Source organism: Staphylococcus sp. HMSC062A01 (assembly GCF_001836805.1).
GTDB classification, from domain to species: domain Bacteria; phylum Bacillota; class Bacilli; order Staphylococcales; family Staphylococcaceae; genus Staphylococcus; species Staphylococcus haemolyticus.
The window spans coordinates 1-18,043 of the sequence record NZ_KV830623.1 but is presented as its reverse complement, the minus strand read 5'-3'; the positions used below and the strand labels follow the sequence as shown (position 1 = coordinate 18,043).

Below are 18,043 nucleotides of genomic sequence, written 5' to 3'. Positions count from 1 at the left end.
ATGGGAAATTTTTCTGAAAATGTGAAATAGAGATAGTTTGAATGAGTATTTTAATTGTAGATGATTATTTGAAAGAAAGTTATGCATTAAAAAACCGGAACAACTTAATTGTCCCAGCTTCGATTTAAACATTTATTTAAATATAATTTTAAACGTTGTATATTGGTTTACTTCGCTGTCAACAGTTATATATCCACCATATTGTTGTACTATCTTCTCAGCAATTGCAAGCCCTAAGCCATTGCCACCCTGACTTCTTGCGCGGGATTTATCAACTCTATAAAAACGATCAAAAATAAACTCCTGATCTTCTTTAGGAATACCAAGACCATGGTCTGTAATTTCAATACTAATTTGTTTGTTTCTTAATTGAGTAGCTATCTCGATTTGCTTATTATCTTTGTCATACTTCATTGCATTATCAATAAAAATAAGTAATAGCTGTTCAAATTGATGGCGATTAATCTGTAATGTTAATGGTTTCTTTGATAGATGCGTTTTAAATTGATAATCTGGATGTAATTGTTTTAAAGATTTAATACGTGAACGAATTTCTTCGTTAATATTTACTTCTTCAAATTCTAATGACTGAATATTAACTTTGTCTTTAGTCAATAATAATAATTCTTCAACCAACTTCGTTATTCGATTCATTTCCTCTAATGAAATATTAAGAGACTCTTCAAGTACAGCTGGGTCTTTTTTACCCCAACGTTGAATTAAATTTAAATGACCTTGAATGATTTGTAGCGGCGTGCGTAACTCGTGAGAAGCATCTTCAACAAATTGACGCTGTTGGTTAAATGATTCCTCAATTTGGTACATCATATCATTAAAGGTATCGATTAAATTATCTGTTTCTTCATAGTTCGTCTTGAGTTCAAGTTTATTTTGAAATCCATCTCGTCGTATTTGAATCATCTTGTTCGACATGGTTACGAGTGGCTTAGTTAATTGCGTTGAAAAAATATAACTAATACCCGCCATAATGAAAGTTGCCAACAAACCAAATGCAATGGCTACAAAATATAGAGAACGAACGACATTGTTATATCCTTCAAGGGAGTGAATTAAAACACTATAGCCTTCAAAACGTCCACTATGTATTGGTTCTGTAATAATTAAGTAAGGGATTCCATTATGCTTTGAAATTTGAATCGTTTCAGGATCAACAAAATCAATATCAGGTTTAAAATTAATCATATTTTCATTTGAGGATTGCATTAATTGTTTACCATTTCGATCGTAAATGATGGCTTCTTCAAAATTCTCCAACATAGCAGTCAAATCTAATGTAGTAATATTATTCATAGATCGTGATTCTACTAAATTAACGATATCATTTGAACTGTGTTCAGCCTCATCAATCTCACCGTCTCTTAAGGTATCTTTTAAAAAGAAGATTATAACAAGACAGAAAAGAATAATTGTGCTAAACATGATTAACGTTGTAATCATCATCCACTTATATTTTAAAGTACCCTTTTTAATCATCTAATCACGTACCCAACACCACGAACGGTTTCAATCGTTTTATCTTTACCATAAGGTTTAAGTTTGTTGCGTAAATATCGAATATAAACATCTACGACATTCGTCTCAACTTCACTGTCATAGCCCCAAACACGATCTAAGATTTGTTCTCTTTGTAGTACACGGTTTCTGTTGGTTGCTAATAAATATAGTAAGTCATATTCAGTTTTAGTGAAATCTAACTGTTCTCCATTAATTGTGACATTAAAAGCATCGACGTCTATTTTAATGCCATTGATATCAATGATATCCTTTTGAGGTTGACGACGGAGTACTGCACGAATGCGTGCAAATAGTTCTTCAATTTCAAAGGGTTTTACAATATAATCGTCAGCACCGTAATCTAAACCGGTCACTTTGTCATATGTATCGCTTTTAGCCGTAATAATAATGATAGGCGTTGATTGTTCTTGTCTGACACGGCGACATATTTCTAAGCCATTTATATTTGGTAACATTAAATCTAATATAATTAAATCGTAATTATTACTTAATGCTTTATCGAGCCCTGCTTGTCCTTCATATTCTATATCTACACTATAATTATCATGAGTTAGTTCTAGTTCTAAGAAGCGGGCTAAATTTTGTTCATCTTCTACAATAAGTATATTAGTCATTATTATTTTTACCTCTTTTATTATGTATTAATCATATTTTAAATAACTAGAATGAGTTAAATCAATGATGCGTTTTCGAATGCATATTCTTATAATATAAGCTATATTTTATCACAGTAAAGACTGAAATTAGAGAATGGATTTAAATTGTAATGATATAATCAAATTTAAATGAGAATTTTTCGCAATTATAATTGACAATGATTATCAATGATGTATAATAATATTTGAAAATGATTATCAATACCGAATAAGACAATTCCCCCCACATATATTTCGTTCTTAAAGGATTGGTCATTTTCAAGTTATTCCCCTTTTATATGCCCGTAAAAGACTAACGTTAAAGTTTCAAACTTACTTTAAACGTTTTAATAAAAAGCAGTGAATCTAATGCCGAGGTTCATTGCTTTTTTTATTTAGTTTATTTAGTTATTCTGATTTGATTAAATCTTTTGAGTATCTACCAATTCAAATAGCTTATATTTAATCCTTAAAAAAATCGAGATACATTCTCGCGTTTTAAGAATGTATCTCGATATATTTTACGTAGTTGTTGGATATAAATGATTTTTAAGTATTAATGTTGATAGAACAATACAAAAAGCACCGCCAATTATACCAGCAATGACATCTGTAGGATAATGCACACCTAAATATACTCTTGAAATAGAAATCAGAAGAATAAATAATGCGCATAATCCTATAATAATTCCTTTATTATTACCTGATGCTTTTCTACTTGCTATGAACATCGCACTACCAAAGAATGATGTTGACCCCATAGCATGGCCACTAGGAAAGCTAAATCCAGATATATCAATTAACCGTAATAATGTTGGACGCTCTCGGTCAAAAATATTCTTCAGTAATGGATTTAATATACTTGAAAGAGACATAACAATCACAAAGAATAGCGCTTCGATTTTAAAGCGTTTTAACATTAAATATGCGACTAACATTAAAGATAGACAGACCATTGCCCATACTTCTCCTAGTTTAGTGGCACCCAAGAGGATAGAAGTAGTGATGAAACTTTCAGATGAATAAATAAATTCATATACTTCAGTATCAATCCATTTACCCAGTCTAGACTCATGGAAGGATGCAATGATACCAAATATTAAGGTAAAAACGATTAGCAAAGTAATACGTTTCGTACGATTCATTGTCTGCACCTCCTGAGTTTATAGAGCGTCCTTTAAAATTTTATTAAATAGATCTTCTTTCGTATAACTTTCTGTGTAAGTCTGCATTTGTTTAATGATTGACTCTCGATCATTTTCAATTTCTTTAAGTTGTTCTAATAATTTAACCTGTGTAAGTTGATCTTCAGGGATGGTTCTACCGTACCCTTTAGATTCAAAATTCTCAGCATTATCAATTTGATCACCACGTGATTGGTCAAGTCCTAAAGGTATTAATAACATAGGAATACGCAATGTTAAAAATTCATAAATAGCATTAGATCCTGCACGGCTAACTACAGTATCTGTAACAGCTAATAAATCTGTTAACTCTTCTTTAACAAATTCATACTGAACATAGCCTTTAGCATCAATACTAGAATCAACTAGTCCATGACCTGTTAAATGAATAATTTGATAGTCTTGAAGTAATGCTTCTAAATTTTCACGTATAGCTTGATTAAGCTTTTTACTACCTAAGCTACCACCCATGACGAGTAATACTTTTTTTGAGGCATCGAAACCTGTTAACTGGTAACCACGTGATTGATTACCTTCTTTTAAGTCTTGTCGAATGGTAGCGCCAACGAAGTCTGCTTTATCTTTAGGTAAATATTTTAATGTATCTTCAAAAGTTGTATAGATTTTTTTAGCAAATTTCAGTGAAATTTTATTAGCTAAGCCTGGTGTTAAATCCGATTCATGTATAATTGTTGGAATGTTTAGTGAGCGTGCAGCTATTACTACGGGAACTGAAACAAATCCTCCCTTAGAAAATAATAGATCTGGTTTCTCTCTTTTTAATACTTTGCGTGCATCAATAACACCTTTTAAAACTTTAAATACGTCTTTCGCATTATCAACTGATAGATATCGACGTAATTTACCGCTAGATATTGGATAATATTTAATGTTAGGTAATTGTGATTCAATCATTTCACGTTCTATACCTGTTTTAGAACCAATATAAAATGCGTCGTGCCCTTTATCAGTAGCTGTTGGAATTAAACTTAAATTGACCGATACATGTCCAACAGTACCGCCACCGGTAAATGCTATTTTAGACATAGTAATTAACCTCTATTCTTAAATGTTTTTATAATATGCGTAGAATGGTGCGCCTCTATCAAATGGATGATAGTCAATTTCTGCTTCACCGACTTTTATGAAACCAAATTTTTCAAAGAGTCCTTGTGCTGGCTTATTTAGAGCAAAAGTATCAGTTAAAAGAACATGGATATTATGTTCTTCAGCTAACTTAACTGCGAAATCAAATAACTCAGTAGCTGCTCCTTTATACTGTTGTGATCCAGCAAGTCTATGAATGACATAGGCACCTTCACGATCGATTGGCCATTCTAACTCATCATACCATTCTGATTGTTGTTGGTCGACCACGATAAAGCCATAAATTGTGTCATTTTCTTCCAACACATATAGTGTTTCGGTATTGATGTCTTCTTCAAAGTGTTCTGTAACTGGATATTTATCATCCCATTGATTATTATTAAATTCTTTCATTAATTTTTTGGCTTCTTCAACTAAAGTTTCTATTTGTGAAATATCTTGCATATTACCTAGTCTTATCATTGTTTTTGACACACCTCTTTATTTTAGTTTATTAATTAATTCATCTAAAACTTTATCTTCTTTATTAGCTTTTTCAACTAATAACTGTGTAAATTTCTCATTAGTGTTTTTATCGAATTTACCATTTAATGATAATTCATGTTCTGATTGGAATTTTTTAATAGCTGATTCCAAATTTGTATCAAATTGTTTAGAATCATTGTTAACGTCGTAGCCTAATGCATCTAAACCGATTTTGATAGATTTCACGTATTTTGTATTGTCACCAACAGAATAAGATTTATCAGTTGGAATGACACTGATAGATTGATATTTAGGTGAAGCTATTTTTGTATCAGGTTGTATACCTTTCCCATGAATATAATGACCATCAGGTGTTAACCATTTCATTTGTGTATATTTCAATAATGAGCCATCTTTAAATTCACGAGTTGTCTGTACTATTCCCTTACCAAAAGTTTTTGAACCGTAAACTTTAGCTTTTTTGTGGTCTCTCATTGCACCAGTAAATACTTCTGATGCACTGGCAGAACCTTCATTTACTAAGATACTAACTTTCATGTCTTTAGCTTCTTTAGAAGCGTCATTTGACGTTTTGATTGATTCTGTGTCATCGCCTTTTTCAAGTTTTACAACTGTCTGATCTTTATCTATAAAGATATTAGCCATTTTTACGGCTTCATCAAGTAGACCACCAGGATTATTTCTTAAATCTAATACTATATTACGAACACCGTCTTTATGAGCTTTAATAATAGCAGATTTAAGTTCGCCTGCAGTATTATCTTGGAATTTGTTTATAGTAAATACTCCAATGTTGTCTTTCTTCTTATATTCCACGCTTTTTACATGGATTTTACCACGTTTAATTTTAATTTCTTTTTCTTGAGAACCACGTTTTATTGTTAGTTTGACCATTGTTCCCTCTTTACCACGTACTAATTTTACTACTTGCTCTAAAGGTTTGCCTACTACGGATTTTTCATCCACTTTAGTAACAACATCTTTTGGTTGGATACCGGCTTTTTCAGCAGGAGAATCTTTCATTGGACTTGTAATCATAATTTGTTTATCTTTTTTTTGCATTTCTGCACCAATACCTACAAAGTCGCCTGAAACATCTTCATTAAAGCTTTTCGTTTCATCTTTAGTCATATAATCTGAATAAGGATCTTTAAGTTCTTTAACCATGCCATCTATAGCAGCCTCAGATAATTTACTAGCATTTTGTTTTTTGTAGTAATCATTATTCAGTGTCTTATAAGCATATTCAATTTTTTTAATTTCTTGACGTTCATCTTTAGTTAATCCACTTATTTTGTGACTGATACCAATTGTAGCAGCAACTGTAATACCAGCTGTAATAATGATAACTCCTAATAAAAGTACTATAATTTGCCAAGTTTTAAAATTGATTCTTTTATTAGAAGATGTTTCATTTTTATGTTTGGAGTCTATACTACTTTGTTTTTCCTCAGAATGTTGACTCATAAAACCACTTCCTCATATAACATCTTATGAATTTATAATTTCATCTAAAAAGATAATATAAGTATGTCGTTACTTAGACACAAACGCAACTTTTAAAAATTAAGTTGAATAAAAAGCACAAAAGGAGTGGGACAGAATTCATAATGAATTCGTTCCACCCCCGAAAAGATGACTAGAATTGAGAAAGGCTTGATATACTTCTCATTTAGCTAGCTGTTATGAAATTTTTAATGCAATTTTAATATGATACATGTGCTAATCACATTACTGAGTAAGTCAGAATTTTAACCATTCTGTATACTCTTCATATAAATCATCAAACACTGACATGGGTACTGATATGTCGCTTTGCATTTCAATATAGTCAGACAATTGATTGAAATCTTTTTCATGTTTTGGAAAAGACAAATCATTAAATATTTCTTCAGCTAATTCTCCCTTGCTATCTTTACGCCCTCTAACCGTTAGAGCAAATTGATAGAATGAATGTTCTTTCATTAGCTCATTGTCACATCAACAATTTTAGTTTCACCTTTAATGACTGCTTTAACATCATTAACGTGAATTGATTCAGTTTGATCTGAATTTGTAATAATAATTGGTGAAATAACATCTTTCGCATTATTTCTAATATATTCTAGATCAAATTTAAGTAATGGATCACCAACTTGAACAGTGTCGCCACTACTTACTAAGATTTCGAAACCTTGACCATCTAATTGAACAGTGTCTAAACCAATATGAACTAATATTTCTAAACCATTATCTGCTTTAAGTCCTATTGCGTGTTTAGTTGGAAATACATTGTCAACTTTACCTTCAATTGGAGAAACAACTTCTCCTTCAGTTGGGTTAATACCAAAGCCTTCGCCCATCATTTTTTGTGCAAATACTGGATCTGGAATATCCTCAATATTAATATATTCGCCAGTTAGTGGTGCATAGATTTCAATTTCTTTATTAACTTCTTTACCTTTACCAAATAATTTTTTAAACATAATTAGTCACTCCTATTTTTCAAAATGCGGAATTAAATCTCCATATCCAAGTTCTTCTAACTTATCATAAGGGATAAATTGAATCGCTGCGGAATTAATACAATAACGTAGTCCACCACTTTCTTTCGGACCATCGTTGAATACATGACCTAAATGACTGTTAGCATCTTCCGATCTAACTTCTGTTCTAATCATACCAAATGTTTTGTCTACGAGTTCAATGATTTCATTATCATCAATTGATTTAGAGAAACTTGGCCAACCACAATTAGATTCAAACTTTTCCTCAGAAGTAAACAATGGTTTGCCCGAAATTTTATCTACATAAATACCCTTATCAAAATGATTCCAATATTCATTTTGAAATGGAGGTTCAGTACCATTTTCTTGAGTAACTAAATATTCCATTTCATTTAATTCATTTTTAGCTTTTTTAATCATTTTGAGACCCCCAATGTGTTTCGATAAATGATTTTCTTCCTGATCCACGTTGATATTGCTCATAATGAGCAGGGTTTTTCTTGTAATAATCTTGATGATAGTCTTCAGCAGGATAAAAGTTTTTGTATGGAAGAATTGGCGTTATAACAGGTTTTTTAAAAATACCTTCTTCATTTAATTGTTGTATTTTAAGTTCAGCTGCTTTCTTTTGCTCTTCATCATGATAAAAGATAGCCGGTTCATAGCTTTCTCCTCTATCAAAGAATTGACCACCGCCGTCTGTAGGGTCAAAAGTTTTAAAATATACATCTAAGATATTTTCAAAGGACGTAATGTCTGAGTTGAACTGAATTTGAACAGCTTCCCTATGTCCAGTTTGATTAGTACAAACTTGTTCATACGTTGGATTTTCAACATGACCTCCACTATATCCAGATACTACCTCTTCAATACCGGGATATGATGTAAAAGGCTTAACCATACACCAGAAACATCCTCCAGCTAAAGTTGCATATGCCATATTACTACCTCCTCTGTCATTATTTAAATTTACGATATAAATACTATTATTTAAAGTAATCTACTCACATTGATGAATTTTATTAAAAGAACAATAGGAAGTAAACAATGAGATTAATTTGATTCACGAACAACAACCAAGCCGATTGCTCCTTGACCAGTATGAGTTGAAATAACTGGTGTCGTTACATTAACATCATATTTCTGTTGGCCGAATACCTCATCAAATTGCAACTTGAGCTTGTTAACAAAGTCAAGAACGTTTGCGTGAGCAACACCAATCGATTTAATTTTATTTTTATCGATAAATTCTGAAATTTCTTTTTTTAGATATTGAATACTAGAATTTTGTGTACGTGCATTATGTACGATTTCTAAATATCCATCTTCTAAAGTGCCGACGGGTTTAATTTTCATTATATTACCAATAAAACCTTTTGTCTTACTTATGCGCCCACCTTTAATTAATTGATTTAATTGTCCAATTACAACAAAGAGTTTAGTGTTCTTTTGTAATTCTTTGAGTTTGTCTACGATTTGATTAGACGAAAGATTCGTATTAATTAATTCAACAAGTCGTTGGATTTGGTAGCCGAGTCCGAATGAAATAGATTTGGAATCAATTACGGTTACTTTAGTGTCAACCATATCACTGGCTTGCAAAGCAGTTTGGTATGTACCGCTTAGACCTGATGACATATGGATACTAAAGATTTCAACATCCTCTTTACCAAGTTCTTCGTATAGTTCAATAAATTTCCCGATTGGTGGTTGGCTTGTTTTTACGTCGGCATCTTCCTCAATTCGTTGAATATAAGCCTCAGATGTAATATCTATTTGATCAACAAATGATTTTCCGTCAATCGTTAAGCTTAAAGGTACTACGTGTATATTATTTTGTTTTAGATATTCATGTGATAAATCTGATGTAGAATCCGTCACGATAATTTGTTTAGTCATAAGTGCCTCCGGTATATCAATTTAATTTAATGTTTACGTACTAAATGTAAAAACGTATGTGGAATTGTATTTTTCTCATCTAACTCTCCGTCTACCGATGACTCTACTTCCCATTTTTCAAAAGTATAAGGTGGGAAAAATGTATCGCCCTGATGTTTACCATCAACAACAGTAATGTACATATCATCTACTTTATCAATCATTTCTTCAAATAATGATTGACCACCAAAGATGAAAATGTGACCTTCTAATTTGTAAATATCATCTATAGAATGAATCACATCTACACCATCAACGTTAAACGTTGTGTCACTCGTTAACACTACATTTCTTCTGTTAGGAAGCGGTTTACCAATTGACTCAAATGTTCTTCTCCCCATCACTAGTGTATTTCCAGTTGATAATTTTTTAACATGTTTCAAATCATTAGGTAAATGCCACGGTAAATCATTATTATATCCAATAACGCGTTGTTCATCATGTGCTACTAAAATTGATAAAGTCATATTTCCCCTCCGTATGAAAAAATTGTTTATATTAATAACCGCAAAATTTCAGCCTATTATACTGCAATAGGTGCCTTAATTGCAGGGTGTGAGTTATATCCAATTAATTCTAAATCTTCGTAATTGATATCGAAAATGGATGCATTTGAATTAATTTTTAAAGTTGGCGGATCAAAACTGTTTCTAGACAATTGTGTTTTTATTGCTTCAATATGATTAGAGTAAATATGTGCGTCACCAAAAGTATGCACAAATTCTCCAACTTCAAGATCACATTCTTTTGCTATTAAATGTGTTAATAATGCATAGCTAGCAATATTAAATGGTACACCTAAGAAAATATCTGCACTTCGTTGATACAATTGACAACTTAATCTGCCATCTTGAACATAAAATTGGAACATAGTATGACATGGTGGCAAAGCCATGCTATCTATTTCTGTTGGATTCCATGCTGAGACAATATGTCGGCGAGAATTTGGACTATTTTTAATTTGTTCAATAACTGTTTTAAGTTGATCAAAGTGGTTACCTTCTTTATCTACCCAATCTCTCCATTGTTTACCATATACATTACCTAAATCTCCGTATTTTTTTGCAAATGAGTTATCATTTAAAATGTGTTGTTTGAATTTAGACATTTCTTCTTTATACAGTTCATTAAAATTATCATCTTGTAGTGCTCTATGACCAAAATTGGTCATATCAGGACCATGATAATCATTAGATTGCACATATTTTTCGAAGGCCCACTCATTCCAAATATTATTATTATATTTTAGTAAGTATTGTATATTTGTATCGCCTTTAATAAACCATAATAATTCTGTAGCGATAAGTTTGAAAGATACTTTTTTTGTTGTAAGTAATGGGAAACCCTTAGATAAATCAAATCGTAACTGATGACCAAATTTAGAAATAGTACCGGTATGAGTACGATCATCCCGTTGATTACCAATTTCTAATATTTCTTCGCATAAAGCATGATAAGCTGAATCAAAGGAATTTAACATTTTGCTCATCTCCTAGAATTGTTTATATTACTGAATATTATACTAGATAATGCGTATTTATAAAATTAAAATAAAAAAATCCCAAATATAAAATTAGTTTTTAATTTTATATTTGGGATTGAAAAGTGAGTCCTTATTTATTCAATTCAAGTTTATACCCTTAATTTAGGATTACAATAGTAACTCTGAGTGTATTCTTTAATAAGGATGACTCAAATTATTTAAAATTATACTGCTTAACAGTTTTCGTCAAATGCATCTTTAATATCCATACAGATATCTTGAATGTCACGACCTTCGATATATTCCCTAGGGATAAAATGTTTTAATACTGTTCCTTTAAATAAAGCGTAGGATGGACTTGATGGAACTTGTTGGATGTACTCTCGCATCGCTTGAGTTGCTTCTTTATCCTGTCCAGCAAATACAGTGATTTTATTTGTTGGTTTTTTGTCATTTTGCTCTGCTACGGCAACAGCTGCAGGTCTGGCTAAGCCAGCAGCACAACCACATGTAGAGTTAATTACTACAAATGTTGTATCTTCTTCGTTAACATTTTTCATATAATTTGATACATCTTCACTTGTTTCTAAACTTTCAAAACCATTTTCAGTGAGTTCAGCTCTCATTTGTTGTGCTAATTCTTGCATATATTGTTCATAAGGATTCATAATTTTCACTCCTAATTTAATTTTACTTTAACATAATTATTTATTTCGATTAGCTATTTGTTTCCATACAGAACCTAGTGCCTCATTACCATTTTCAATTCTAGAAATTGCCATCTCAATTTGAAGTTTGACCTCATAAGCAGGATCATTAGCGTGTGACTTTAGGCTAGGTAATTGTTCAGGTCCGCCTTCATCAAATAGAAACATAGCAGCTCTCCAGCGTACAATTTTTTGCGGATCATTTAAGGCTTTTTCCATTTCAGGCAGAGCCTCTTTAAAACCTAAATCACTTAAGCAATCTCCAGCAGTGCGTCTAACAGCTGGACTCTTATCATGCAAGCCTTTATATAAGTATGGAAGAATTTCTTTATCTTCAATCATGCCTATTAATACTATAGCTTGTCGTCTTAGGGGTGCTTTATCTTCTTGTAAAGCTTCATCTAATAAGTCAATATTTTGAAATGTAGGTGTTGGAAATTCTTTTAACATTCTTAATTTATCTTTCCAATCAGTAGCCTCTTTATATTCATTTAAAGTTACATGGTGATATTGTTGTTGCGGAATAACAATATCAGTTTCTAATGCAGTTTGAACTAGAGATGCTAACTTTTCAGATGGATATAAAGCAATGATTTCTTCGTACACTTCATTCATAACTTCTTCTAAATCACCGTATCTAACTCCCAAATCTTGCCATTTACGTAAAAACACAACATTGTCTCCATCTTTTTGAGCTTTTAACATACTCTCAACAAAATAGTCCGGCAACTGCTTACGATTTTCATCTGAAGTCGTAGTGAGTTTAATTTGATATGGAATACCTTTAAACATAAGTGCTTCAGCTTTAATCTCTCCATAGTGTTCATCAAGCTTTTGTGATGAATCTATAAATGACTCACTATTTAAAGTTGAAGTGATTTGAGGTAAGACCACTTCCCAATCGGATTTAGGCTCTTTATCAATAGCTAAGAAGTCCATCACATAAAATATAGATTTGACACCGTCAATTGCTAATAAATCATTAATAAATTGTGGTTGTTGTTCTTCTATGTATGTGAATGTATTAGATTTATTATCTTCCCTTTTGTTAGATAATACGATTTTCATAGTATTAGGGCTTGGTGTCGGCTCTACTCTTAATATTTCCATAAGTGCATGTCCCCTTGTAAATATTTATTCAAAAGTATATTGAATTTGAGGAAGAATATTATTCCAATCTGCATTATCTTCTTTATCGACAGAAATAAAATCCATAACATAGAATATTGATTTTACACCCTCAATCTCGAACAGTTTATTTATGAAATCAGGTTGTCCTTCTTGTGCAGAAGTAAATGTATTAGATTTGTTATCTTCTCTTTTTTCACTTAGGTTAATTTTCATAGTGTTATGATTTGGTGTTTCTTCAATTGAAACAATTTGCATAGTCCTTACCTCCTATTGAAGTTCATTACCTAATTGTTTGATTTGTTTACCTATCGAACACTCAGATATACAAAAATGGTGTGCTTGTGTCTTACCTTCCGTCTTTCTGATATGTGTTTTTAGTAAACATTTTTCACAATAGGTATTCATTAATTCATCAATTTTATCAATTGCTTCTTGTTCGGAATGTGTAAGTATAACAGTCACTCCTTAAATACAGTATTGTCTTAATATAAGCATGGAATAAGTATAACTTAATTTGTATTTATTTTGAAATAATCGATTTAATAAATAATAAGTGTTGATGAAAACGGTAAGTCTTATTGCATTTATGTAGTAATTACTATAAAATAATTAAGTTGTTTTTTGCGGTTTCTAAACACCCGCATCATCAAAATTTAGGAGGATATTTATGTATAATGAAATTTTCGGTGTAACAACATTTCTTGTTACATTTATATTAATGGTTATAATGTTTCGATGTTTTGGCAAACAAGGCTTAATTGCTTGGGTAGCAATTGGTACAATTATTGCTAATATTCAAGTAATCAAAACAGTTCATATTTTTGGTATTTCTGCTACTTTGGGTAATGTCATGTTTGCGTCTATTTATTTAGCTACAGATATACTTAATGACATTTATGGTCGCAAAGTTGCGAAAAGAGCTGTATGGTTAGGATTTTCTTCTACATTGGTTATGATTATTGTTATGCAAATGTCACTACATTTTATACCGGCACCTGAGGATATGGCTCAAAAATCTTTATCAACAATATTTGATTTAGTGCCAAGAATTGCATTAGGTTCAATTATTGCGTATATTATTGGACAACACGTTGATGTATTTATTTTCTCCGCAATTAAAAAAGTATTTAGCTCAGATAAAACATTTATCATTCGTGCTTATGGTAGTACCATGTTAAGTTCAATTATTGACACAGCACTGTTTGTCACAATTGCGTTTGCAGGAACTTTACCAAATATGGTTGTATTCGAAATATTCATTACAACTTATTTATTAAAACTTATTTCTACTATATTTAATGTACCATTCGGTTATATAGCTAAATCTATGTATCGTAAAGGTCAAATTCATAAACTAGATAAGGGATATTAAAGAATATTATGGGAATGGAAATGATTTCTTAATGAAATCTATGCCATTCCCTATTTTCTTATTTTGTAATACGATAAGAATAGTGAAATTATAAAAATTAAAAAGGTGTTAAATTTATATGGCAAAAATTTACTTTGATGCAGCTACCAGAGGTAATCCTGGGCGAAGTGCATGCGGAATAGTTATCAAAGAGAATGATGAAAAGTATGTATATACGCACGACTTAGGGGAACTAGATAATCACAGCGCGGAATGGGCTGCCCTTATTCATGCACTTGAACATGCTCGTGAACTGAATGTTGTTAATGCTTTATTATATACTGATTCAAAATTAATTGAAGATAGTGTTAATCAAGGATTTGTAAAAAACGCACGATTTAAACCATATTATGAGAATTTGGAAATACTTGAAAAAAGTTTTGAATTGGTGTTTGTAAAATGGGTACCTAGAGAACAAAATAAAGAAGCAAATCATATGGCGCAACAAGCATTGTTTAAACTAACTAAAAAGAAAAATTAACATTAGTTTAATACATTACACCCCTCTATTTAATTTGAAATTAAATAGAGGGGGTGTTTTTTAGTTAAGTAAAAAAGCCATTACTTCTCTTCTTTTTTAAATCTTCTTAATAATAATGCGATCCCACTTAATAGTGAAGTCATTAAGAATGCAGTTGATGATTCACTATTGTTGTAACCAGTGTTAGGTAAAGAGCCTACAGTATTTTGATTTCTATCATTTTGATTATGATTGTAATTGTTGTGATAATTTTGATTATTACCATTTTGATTATAGCCATTCAAATTATCACCTTGATCACCTGTATTTCCACTATTGTGTTTTGAATCTTTTTGAATTGTATTGTGAGTACGACGACCATTTTTATCTGCTCTATCATTGTCTGCTAATGTTGCTTTAACTGGTTTAGATAAAGAACTATTTGGTTGTGCTGCATTGTCAGTCGCTTTTACGTAAATATTTCCTTCAGGGATTGGAAGATTTGGCGTTATTGTTACGTGCCCTTGACCGTCTGTAATGCCAGAACCAATGATATTACCATCCTTATCAATAATATCAACATGAGTATTGGGGTCAGTCGTAATTGAAATTGGTGTTAGAGTTCCACCTTTATCAGAAACGTCTGTATTAAATGTTGGTATATTCGGTGGCGTCGTATCAGTCGCTTTTACTGGATCCGAAATTGAACTGTTAGGTACTTCCGCATTATCTGTTGCCTTGGCAGTGACATTACCTTCAGGAATAGGTTTAGTTGGTGTAATAAACGCACGTCCAGTACTATCAGTCATGCCAGAACCAATCACATTACCATCTTTATCTAAAAGTTCAACTTTAGTATTTGGATCAGTAGTTACTTCCACAGGATCAATACTACCGGCTTTACCACCCAAGTTACCCACAACAGATGGTTTTGTAGGTGGTGTTGTATCAGTCGCTTTTACTGGTTCAGAGGTAGAACTATTAGGATGTTCTGCATGGTCAGTCGCCTTAGCAGTGATATTGCCTTCAGGAATTGCTTTATTCGGTATGATTGTCACTTGTCCAGAACCATTTGTTTCACCAGAACCTAAACTATTACCATCTTTATCAAACAATTCAACAGTTGTGTTAGGATCAGTCGTAACAGTGATTGGCGTTTGAGTACCAGCTTTGCCACCTATCTCTGTATTAAAAATTGGAATGATTGGTGGTGTTGTGTCCGTTGCTTTTTTAGGCTGAGAAGTAGAACTATTTGGATGTTCTGCGTTATCAGTTGCTTTAGCGGTTACATCACCTTCCGGAATCGGACGATTAGGTTTAATTGTTACGTGTCCAGTAGAATCAGTTGTTCCAGATCCCAGACTATTACCATCTTTATCAAACAATTCAACAACCGTGTCAGGATCTGTTGTAACTGTAATCGGTGTTTGAGTACCAGCTTTACTAGTTAGGTCAGTTTCTAGATTAGGTGAAGTTGGTGGTGTTAAATCTGTTACATTTACTGGGTCTGAATAACTGCTATTTGGTGTTTCCGCATCATCTGTTGCTTTTGCCGTTAATGGTCCTTCAACCAATGGTCTATTTGGAGTAATTGTAATATGTCCAGTATGATCAGTCATTCCACTACCTAATAAATTATTATCTTTATCAAATAATTCAACTTTAGTATCAGGGTCAGTAGTAATTTCAATTGGTGTTACTGTACCTACTTTATCCACTAAATTTGTATGAATAATTGGTTTATCAGGCGGTGTAGTGTCGGTAGCTTTCTTAGGATCTGAAGTAGATGAGTTTCCACTATCGTCAGTAGCTACAGCTGTTACATTACCTTCAGGAATAGGTCTAGTTGGTACAATGTAAGCATGACCTTTATCATTTGTTCTTGAAGCCCCTAAAGGTTTATTGTATTTATCCCTTAATTCAATTCTTGTAAAAGGATCAGTTGTAACTTCGATTACAAATGGTCTATGTTGAGGGTCTATATTCAACGCTTCCACAGGATCTGATGTAACACTTTCCGTACCACGAGTGGCTCTTGCCGAAACATTACCTTTGGGAATCCACTGCTGTGGAGTAATAGTGACATGACCCGTTTCATTTGTTCTACCAGTACCCATTGTTGCACCATCTTTATCCAATAGTGCTACCTCAGTATTAGGTGAAGTCAATATTTCAATTGGTCTTTTCGTATTAGCTGCATCGCCCACACTTGTAACAAAAGTTGGTTTAATAAGCGGTGCTTGCTGATCATTTGTCGTTGGTGATGAAGGGTTTGTTGCTGGATTAGAAGAATCTTCAACTGTTCCTGTAACTACTCTAGTGAAATCAGTTTCATCTGAATTAGAAGCTCTTTTTTTTCTAATGTGAATGTTTTGTGGATGATTTGATACACTAGAATCATTATTAGTTTGTTTAATTAATTTAACTTTATTATTAGTGTTATTGACTTGATTTGATTGTACTTGACCTGTGTTATTATTGGCTAAATGTTGAATTGACGTATTTGTACTTTCGTTAATTATACTTTCTTGATTGTTATTCGTAAGTTGTTGAGTGAGATTTAAATGCTCGCTAGCTTGTGCATCGTTGTTTACCCCTAAAAATACGAATGTCGCTACTAATGTTGAAAAAGTACCGATTGCATATTTACGAATGCTAAATTTTTGTAATTGATTATGTTGATTCATGGTGCGATATTCTCCTTTACTATTTTAGTGGAAATTAATAAAAGTTATTGTTTATGACATTTTAATTTAGCGCATTTCACATAACTATTAATTTAATATCATACTAGATATAGAAATCAAATTTAATTTATATAATATTATTATATCATTCGTTTTGTAATAAATGTTGTGATATTTAAAAATAGTCTTCTTATTTTAATTCGTTTCTAAACGGGGTAAAGTTTTTAATAAATGTCTCTGAAATATTTCGTCAAATTATATTGATATGATTATATTTTCAATAGATACTTTAATTTTAAATTAATATAAATATATGAATTTTTGAAAATCAAAAATCCACTGAAATCATTTAAGATCTCAGTGGATTTTCTAATTAGCATATATATAAGAAATATTAGAATTACTTATTTCTGTTATTATCTTTTCTTCTACCAATTAGTAAAACAAAGCTACCTAGTAGTGTAACTAAATAAGGTAAAGAATTATCTGTTGTTTCTTTTATACCAGTATTTGGTAAATCTTTTACTTTATTTTTAGAAATACCATCTACATTAGTTTCATTTTTCTTTACACCACGTATTGTATTTTTAGATTTATTTGAATTTTGGTTTCTATACTCTTTTGAATTATGGTTCTTAGATATTTTTGTTTTATAGTGTTTAGCTTTTTTACCTGATTTTACAGTCGGTTTAGTAGCTTTTACTGGCTTAGATACAGAACTATTAGGATGTTCTGCATTATCCGTGGCTTTTACAGTGACATTACCTTCTGGAATAGGCACCGTTGGTGTAA

At 31.7% G+C, this 18,043-nt stretch carries 21 protein-coding genes and 1 pseudogene; 2 read left to right on the top strand and 20 right to left on the bottom strand.

What is annotated here, in order from left to right; translation table 11 throughout:
* Positions 1 to 132: 132 nt before the first annotated feature.
* The 18 genes and pseudogenes from HMPREF2715_RS06275 to HMPREF2715_RS11655 form a co-directional block, all read right to left on the bottom strand.
* Positions 133 to 1,494 carry a HAMP domain-containing sensor histidine kinase gene (locus HMPREF2715_RS06275; protein WP_070581376.1) on the bottom strand — a complete coding sequence of 454 codons (1,362 nt, stop codon included), beginning with the start codon at positions 1,492 to 1,494 and terminating at the stop codon, positions 133 to 135.
* Entirely contained in the window at positions 1,491 to 2,150 is a 660-nt protein-coding gene (locus tag HMPREF2715_RS06270; protein ID WP_070581375.1) for a response regulator transcription factor, read from the bottom strand. The genes HMPREF2715_RS06275 and HMPREF2715_RS06270 overlap by 4 nt, the downstream gene beginning before the upstream one ends.
* Before the next feature lie 191 nt (positions 2,151 to 2,341).
* Positions 2,342 to 2,448: pseudogene (locus HMPREF2715_RS12235) on the bottom strand (hypothetical protein); the annotation flags it as partial.
* A gap of 244 nt (positions 2,449 to 2,692) precedes the next feature.
* The gene (locus HMPREF2715_RS06265; protein ID WP_070581374.1) at positions 2,693 to 3,316 is read right to left on the bottom strand and encodes a phosphatase PAP2 family protein; all 624 of its coding nucleotides are present in this window, start codon (positions 3,314 to 3,316) and stop codon (positions 2,693 to 2,695) included.
* 18 nt (positions 3,317 to 3,334) lie between these two features.
* On the bottom strand, positions 3,335 to 4,402 hold the full coding sequence (locus HMPREF2715_RS06260) for an undecaprenyldiphospho-muramoylpentapeptide beta-N-acetylglucosaminyltransferase (protein ID WP_070581373.1): 1,068 nt from the start codon (positions 4,400 to 4,402) through the stop codon (positions 3,335 to 3,337).
* An 18-nt stretch (positions 4,403 to 4,420) separates the two neighbouring features.
* Positions 4,421 to 4,924: a GNAT family N-acetyltransferase gene (locus HMPREF2715_RS06255; RefSeq protein WP_011275782.1), complete on the bottom strand. Its 504-nt coding sequence runs from the start codon at positions 4,922 to 4,924 to the stop codon at positions 4,421 to 4,423.
* A gap of 18 nt (positions 4,925 to 4,942) precedes the next feature.
* Positions 4,943 to 6,415, bottom strand: a complete 1,473-nt coding sequence (locus HMPREF2715_RS06250; RefSeq protein WP_070581372.1) for a S41 family peptidase — start codon at positions 6,413 to 6,415, stop codon at positions 4,943 to 4,945.
* A 276-nt stretch (positions 6,416 to 6,691) separates the two neighbouring features.
* Positions 6,692 to 6,913 carry a YozE family protein gene (locus tag HMPREF2715_RS06245; protein ID WP_070439979.1) on the bottom strand — a complete coding sequence of 74 codons (222 nt, stop codon included), beginning with the start codon at positions 6,911 to 6,913 and terminating at the stop codon, positions 6,692 to 6,694.
* Positions 6,913 to 7,413, bottom strand: coding sequence for a PTS sugar transporter subunit IIA (locus HMPREF2715_RS06240; protein WP_053017653.1), 501 nt, complete (start codon positions 7,411 to 7,413; stop codon positions 6,913 to 6,915). Before HMPREF2715_RS06240 ends, HMPREF2715_RS06245 begins: the two co-directional genes overlap by 1 nt.
* A gap of 12 nt (positions 7,414 to 7,425) precedes the next feature.
* A complete protein-coding gene (msrB, locus tag HMPREF2715_RS06235) occupies positions 7,426 to 7,854 on the bottom strand; it encodes a peptide-methionine (R)-S-oxide reductase MsrB (RefSeq protein ID WP_037551444.1) in 429 nt (142 codons plus the stop codon).
* On the bottom strand, positions 7,847 to 8,374 hold the full coding sequence (gene msrA, locus HMPREF2715_RS06230; RefSeq protein WP_011275777.1) for a peptide-methionine (S)-S-oxide reductase MsrA: 528 nt from the start codon (positions 8,372 to 8,374) through the stop codon (positions 7,847 to 7,849). Before msrA ends, msrB begins: the two co-directional genes overlap by 8 nt.
* Before the next feature lie 113 nt (positions 8,375 to 8,487).
* Positions 8,488 to 9,333, bottom strand: coding sequence for a DegV family protein (locus HMPREF2715_RS06225; RefSeq protein ID WP_070439972.1), 846 nt, complete (start codon positions 9,331 to 9,333; stop codon positions 8,488 to 8,490).
* Positions 9,334 to 9,359: 26 nt separating this feature from the next.
* Entirely contained in the window at positions 9,360 to 9,839 is a 480-nt protein-coding gene (locus HMPREF2715_RS06220; protein WP_070581371.1) for a dihydrofolate reductase, read from the bottom strand.
* Between the two features lie 56 nt (positions 9,840 to 9,895).
* The gene (locus HMPREF2715_RS06215) at positions 9,896 to 10,852 is read right to left on the bottom strand and encodes a thymidylate synthase (RefSeq protein WP_070581370.1); all 957 of its coding nucleotides are present in this window, start codon (positions 10,850 to 10,852) and stop codon (positions 9,896 to 9,898) included.
* A gap of 236 nt (positions 10,853 to 11,088) precedes the next feature.
* The gene (gene brxA, locus HMPREF2715_RS06210) at positions 11,089 to 11,523 is read right to left on the bottom strand and encodes a bacilliredoxin BrxA (RefSeq protein ID WP_070839661.1); all 435 of its coding nucleotides are present in this window, start codon (positions 11,521 to 11,523) and stop codon (positions 11,089 to 11,091) included.
* Positions 11,524 to 11,559: 36 nt separating this feature from the next.
* Positions 11,560 to 12,672, bottom strand: coding sequence for a conserved virulence factor C family protein (locus HMPREF2715_RS06205; protein ID WP_070581368.1), 1,113 nt, complete (start codon positions 12,670 to 12,672; stop codon positions 11,560 to 11,562).
* 24 nt (positions 12,673 to 12,696) lie between these two features.
* Complete coding sequence (locus tag HMPREF2715_RS06200) at positions 12,697 to 12,948, bottom strand: NifU N-terminal domain-containing protein (protein ID WP_070439964.1); 252 nt, start codon at positions 12,946 to 12,948, stop codon at positions 12,697 to 12,699.
* 12 nt (positions 12,949 to 12,960) lie between these two features.
* On the bottom strand, positions 12,961 to 13,155 hold the full coding sequence (locus HMPREF2715_RS11655; RefSeq protein ID WP_075140546.1) for a zinc-finger domain-containing protein: 195 nt from the start codon (positions 13,153 to 13,155) through the stop codon (positions 12,961 to 12,963).
* Between the two features lie 205 nt (positions 13,156 to 13,360).
* Between HMPREF2715_RS11655 and HMPREF2715_RS06195 the strand changes: the two genes are divergently transcribed.
* Entirely contained in the window at positions 13,361 to 14,065 is a 705-nt protein-coding gene (locus HMPREF2715_RS06195; RefSeq protein ID WP_053026685.1) for a queuosine precursor transporter, read from the top strand.
* Positions 14,066 to 14,183: 118 nt separating this feature from the next.
* The gene (locus tag HMPREF2715_RS06190) at positions 14,184 to 14,585 is read left to right on the top strand and encodes a ribonuclease HI family protein (protein ID WP_037551461.1); all 402 of its coding nucleotides are present in this window, start codon (positions 14,184 to 14,186) and stop codon (positions 14,583 to 14,585) included.
* Positions 14,586 to 14,665: 80 nt separating this feature from the next.
* On the opposite strand, the gene HMPREF2715_RS06185 is transcribed toward HMPREF2715_RS06190, so the two are convergent.
* Together HMPREF2715_RS06185 and HMPREF2715_RS12035 are read right to left on the bottom strand one after the other, a co-directional pair.
* Positions 14,666 to 17,251, bottom strand: coding sequence for a YSIRK-type signal peptide-containing protein (locus HMPREF2715_RS06185; RefSeq protein ID WP_070839658.1), 2,586 nt, complete (start codon positions 17,249 to 17,251; stop codon positions 14,666 to 14,668).
* Between the two features lie 400 nt (positions 17,252 to 17,651).
* Positions 17,652 to 18,043 (bottom strand): hypothetical protein (locus tag HMPREF2715_RS12035; protein ID WP_176746967.1); only part of this gene is annotated, 392 nt, incomplete at its 5' end.

Excerpts from the sequence above, each read along its gene's own strand:
- HMPREF2715_RS06240 (WP_053017653.1), bottom strand. The coding sequence starts at position 7,413 with ATGTTTAAAAAATTATTTGGTAAAGGTAAAGAAGTTAATAAAGAAATT.
- HMPREF2715_RS06195 (WP_053026685.1), top strand. The coding sequence starts at position 13,361 with ATGTATAATGAAATTTTCGGTGTAACAACATTTCTTGTTACATTTATA.
- HMPREF2715_RS06185 (WP_070839658.1), bottom strand. The coding sequence starts at position 17,251 with ATGAATCAACATAATCAATTACAAAAATTTAGCATTCGTAAATATGCA.
- HMPREF2715_RS06220 (WP_070581371.1), bottom strand. The coding sequence starts at position 9,839 with ATGACTTTATCAATTTTAGTAGCACATGATGAACAACGCGTTATTGGA.
- HMPREF2715_RS06190 (WP_037551461.1), top strand. The coding sequence starts at position 14,184 with ATGGCAAAAATTTACTTTGATGCAGCTACCAGAGGTAATCCTGGGCGA.
- HMPREF2715_RS06250 (WP_070581372.1), bottom strand. The coding sequence starts at position 6,415 with ATGAGTCAACATTCTGAGGAAAAACAAAGTAGTATAGACTCCAAACAT.
- HMPREF2715_RS06260 (WP_070581373.1), bottom strand. The coding sequence starts at position 4,402 with ATGTCTAAAATAGCATTTACCGGTGGCGGTACTGTTGGACATGTATCG.
- HMPREF2715_RS06255 (WP_011275782.1), bottom strand. The coding sequence starts at position 4,924 with ATGATAAGACTAGGTAATATGCAAGATATTTCACAAATAGAAACTTTA.
- brxA (WP_070839661.1), bottom strand. The coding sequence starts at position 11,523 with ATGAATCCTTATGAACAATATATGCAAGAATTAGCACAACAAATGAGA.
- HMPREF2715_RS06270 (WP_070581375.1), bottom strand. The coding sequence starts at position 2,150 with ATGACTAATATACTTATTGTAGAAGATGAACAAAATTTAGCCCGCTTC.
- HMPREF2715_RS06215 (WP_070581370.1), bottom strand. The coding sequence starts at position 10,852 with ATGTTAAATTCCTTTGATTCAGCTTATCATGCTTTATGCGAAGAAATA.
- HMPREF2715_RS06205 (WP_070581368.1), bottom strand. The coding sequence starts at position 12,672 with ATGGAAATATTAAGAGTAGAGCCGACACCAAGCCCTAATACTATGAAA.
- HMPREF2715_RS06275 (WP_070581376.1), bottom strand. The coding sequence starts at position 1,494 with ATGATTAAAAAGGGTACTTTAAAATATAAGTGGATGATGATTACAACG.
- HMPREF2715_RS06225 (WP_070439972.1), bottom strand. The coding sequence starts at position 9,333 with ATGACTAAACAAATTATCGTGACGGATTCTACATCAGATTTATCACAT.
- HMPREF2715_RS06245 (WP_070439979.1), bottom strand. The coding sequence starts at position 6,913 with ATGAAAGAACATTCATTCTATCAATTTGCTCTAACGGTTAGAGGGCGT.
- msrA (WP_011275777.1), bottom strand. The coding sequence starts at position 8,374 with ATGGCATATGCAACTTTAGCTGGAGGATGTTTCTGGTGTATGGTTAAG.
- msrB (WP_037551444.1), bottom strand. The coding sequence starts at position 7,854 with ATGATTAAAAAAGCTAAAAATGAATTAAATGAAATGGAATATTTAGTT.
- HMPREF2715_RS06265 (WP_070581374.1), bottom strand. The coding sequence starts at position 3,316 with ATGAATCGTACGAAACGTATTACTTTGCTAATCGTTTTTACCTTAATA.
- HMPREF2715_RS06200 (WP_070439964.1), bottom strand. The coding sequence starts at position 12,948 with ATGCAAATTGTTTCAATTGAAGAAACACCAAATCATAACACTATGAAA.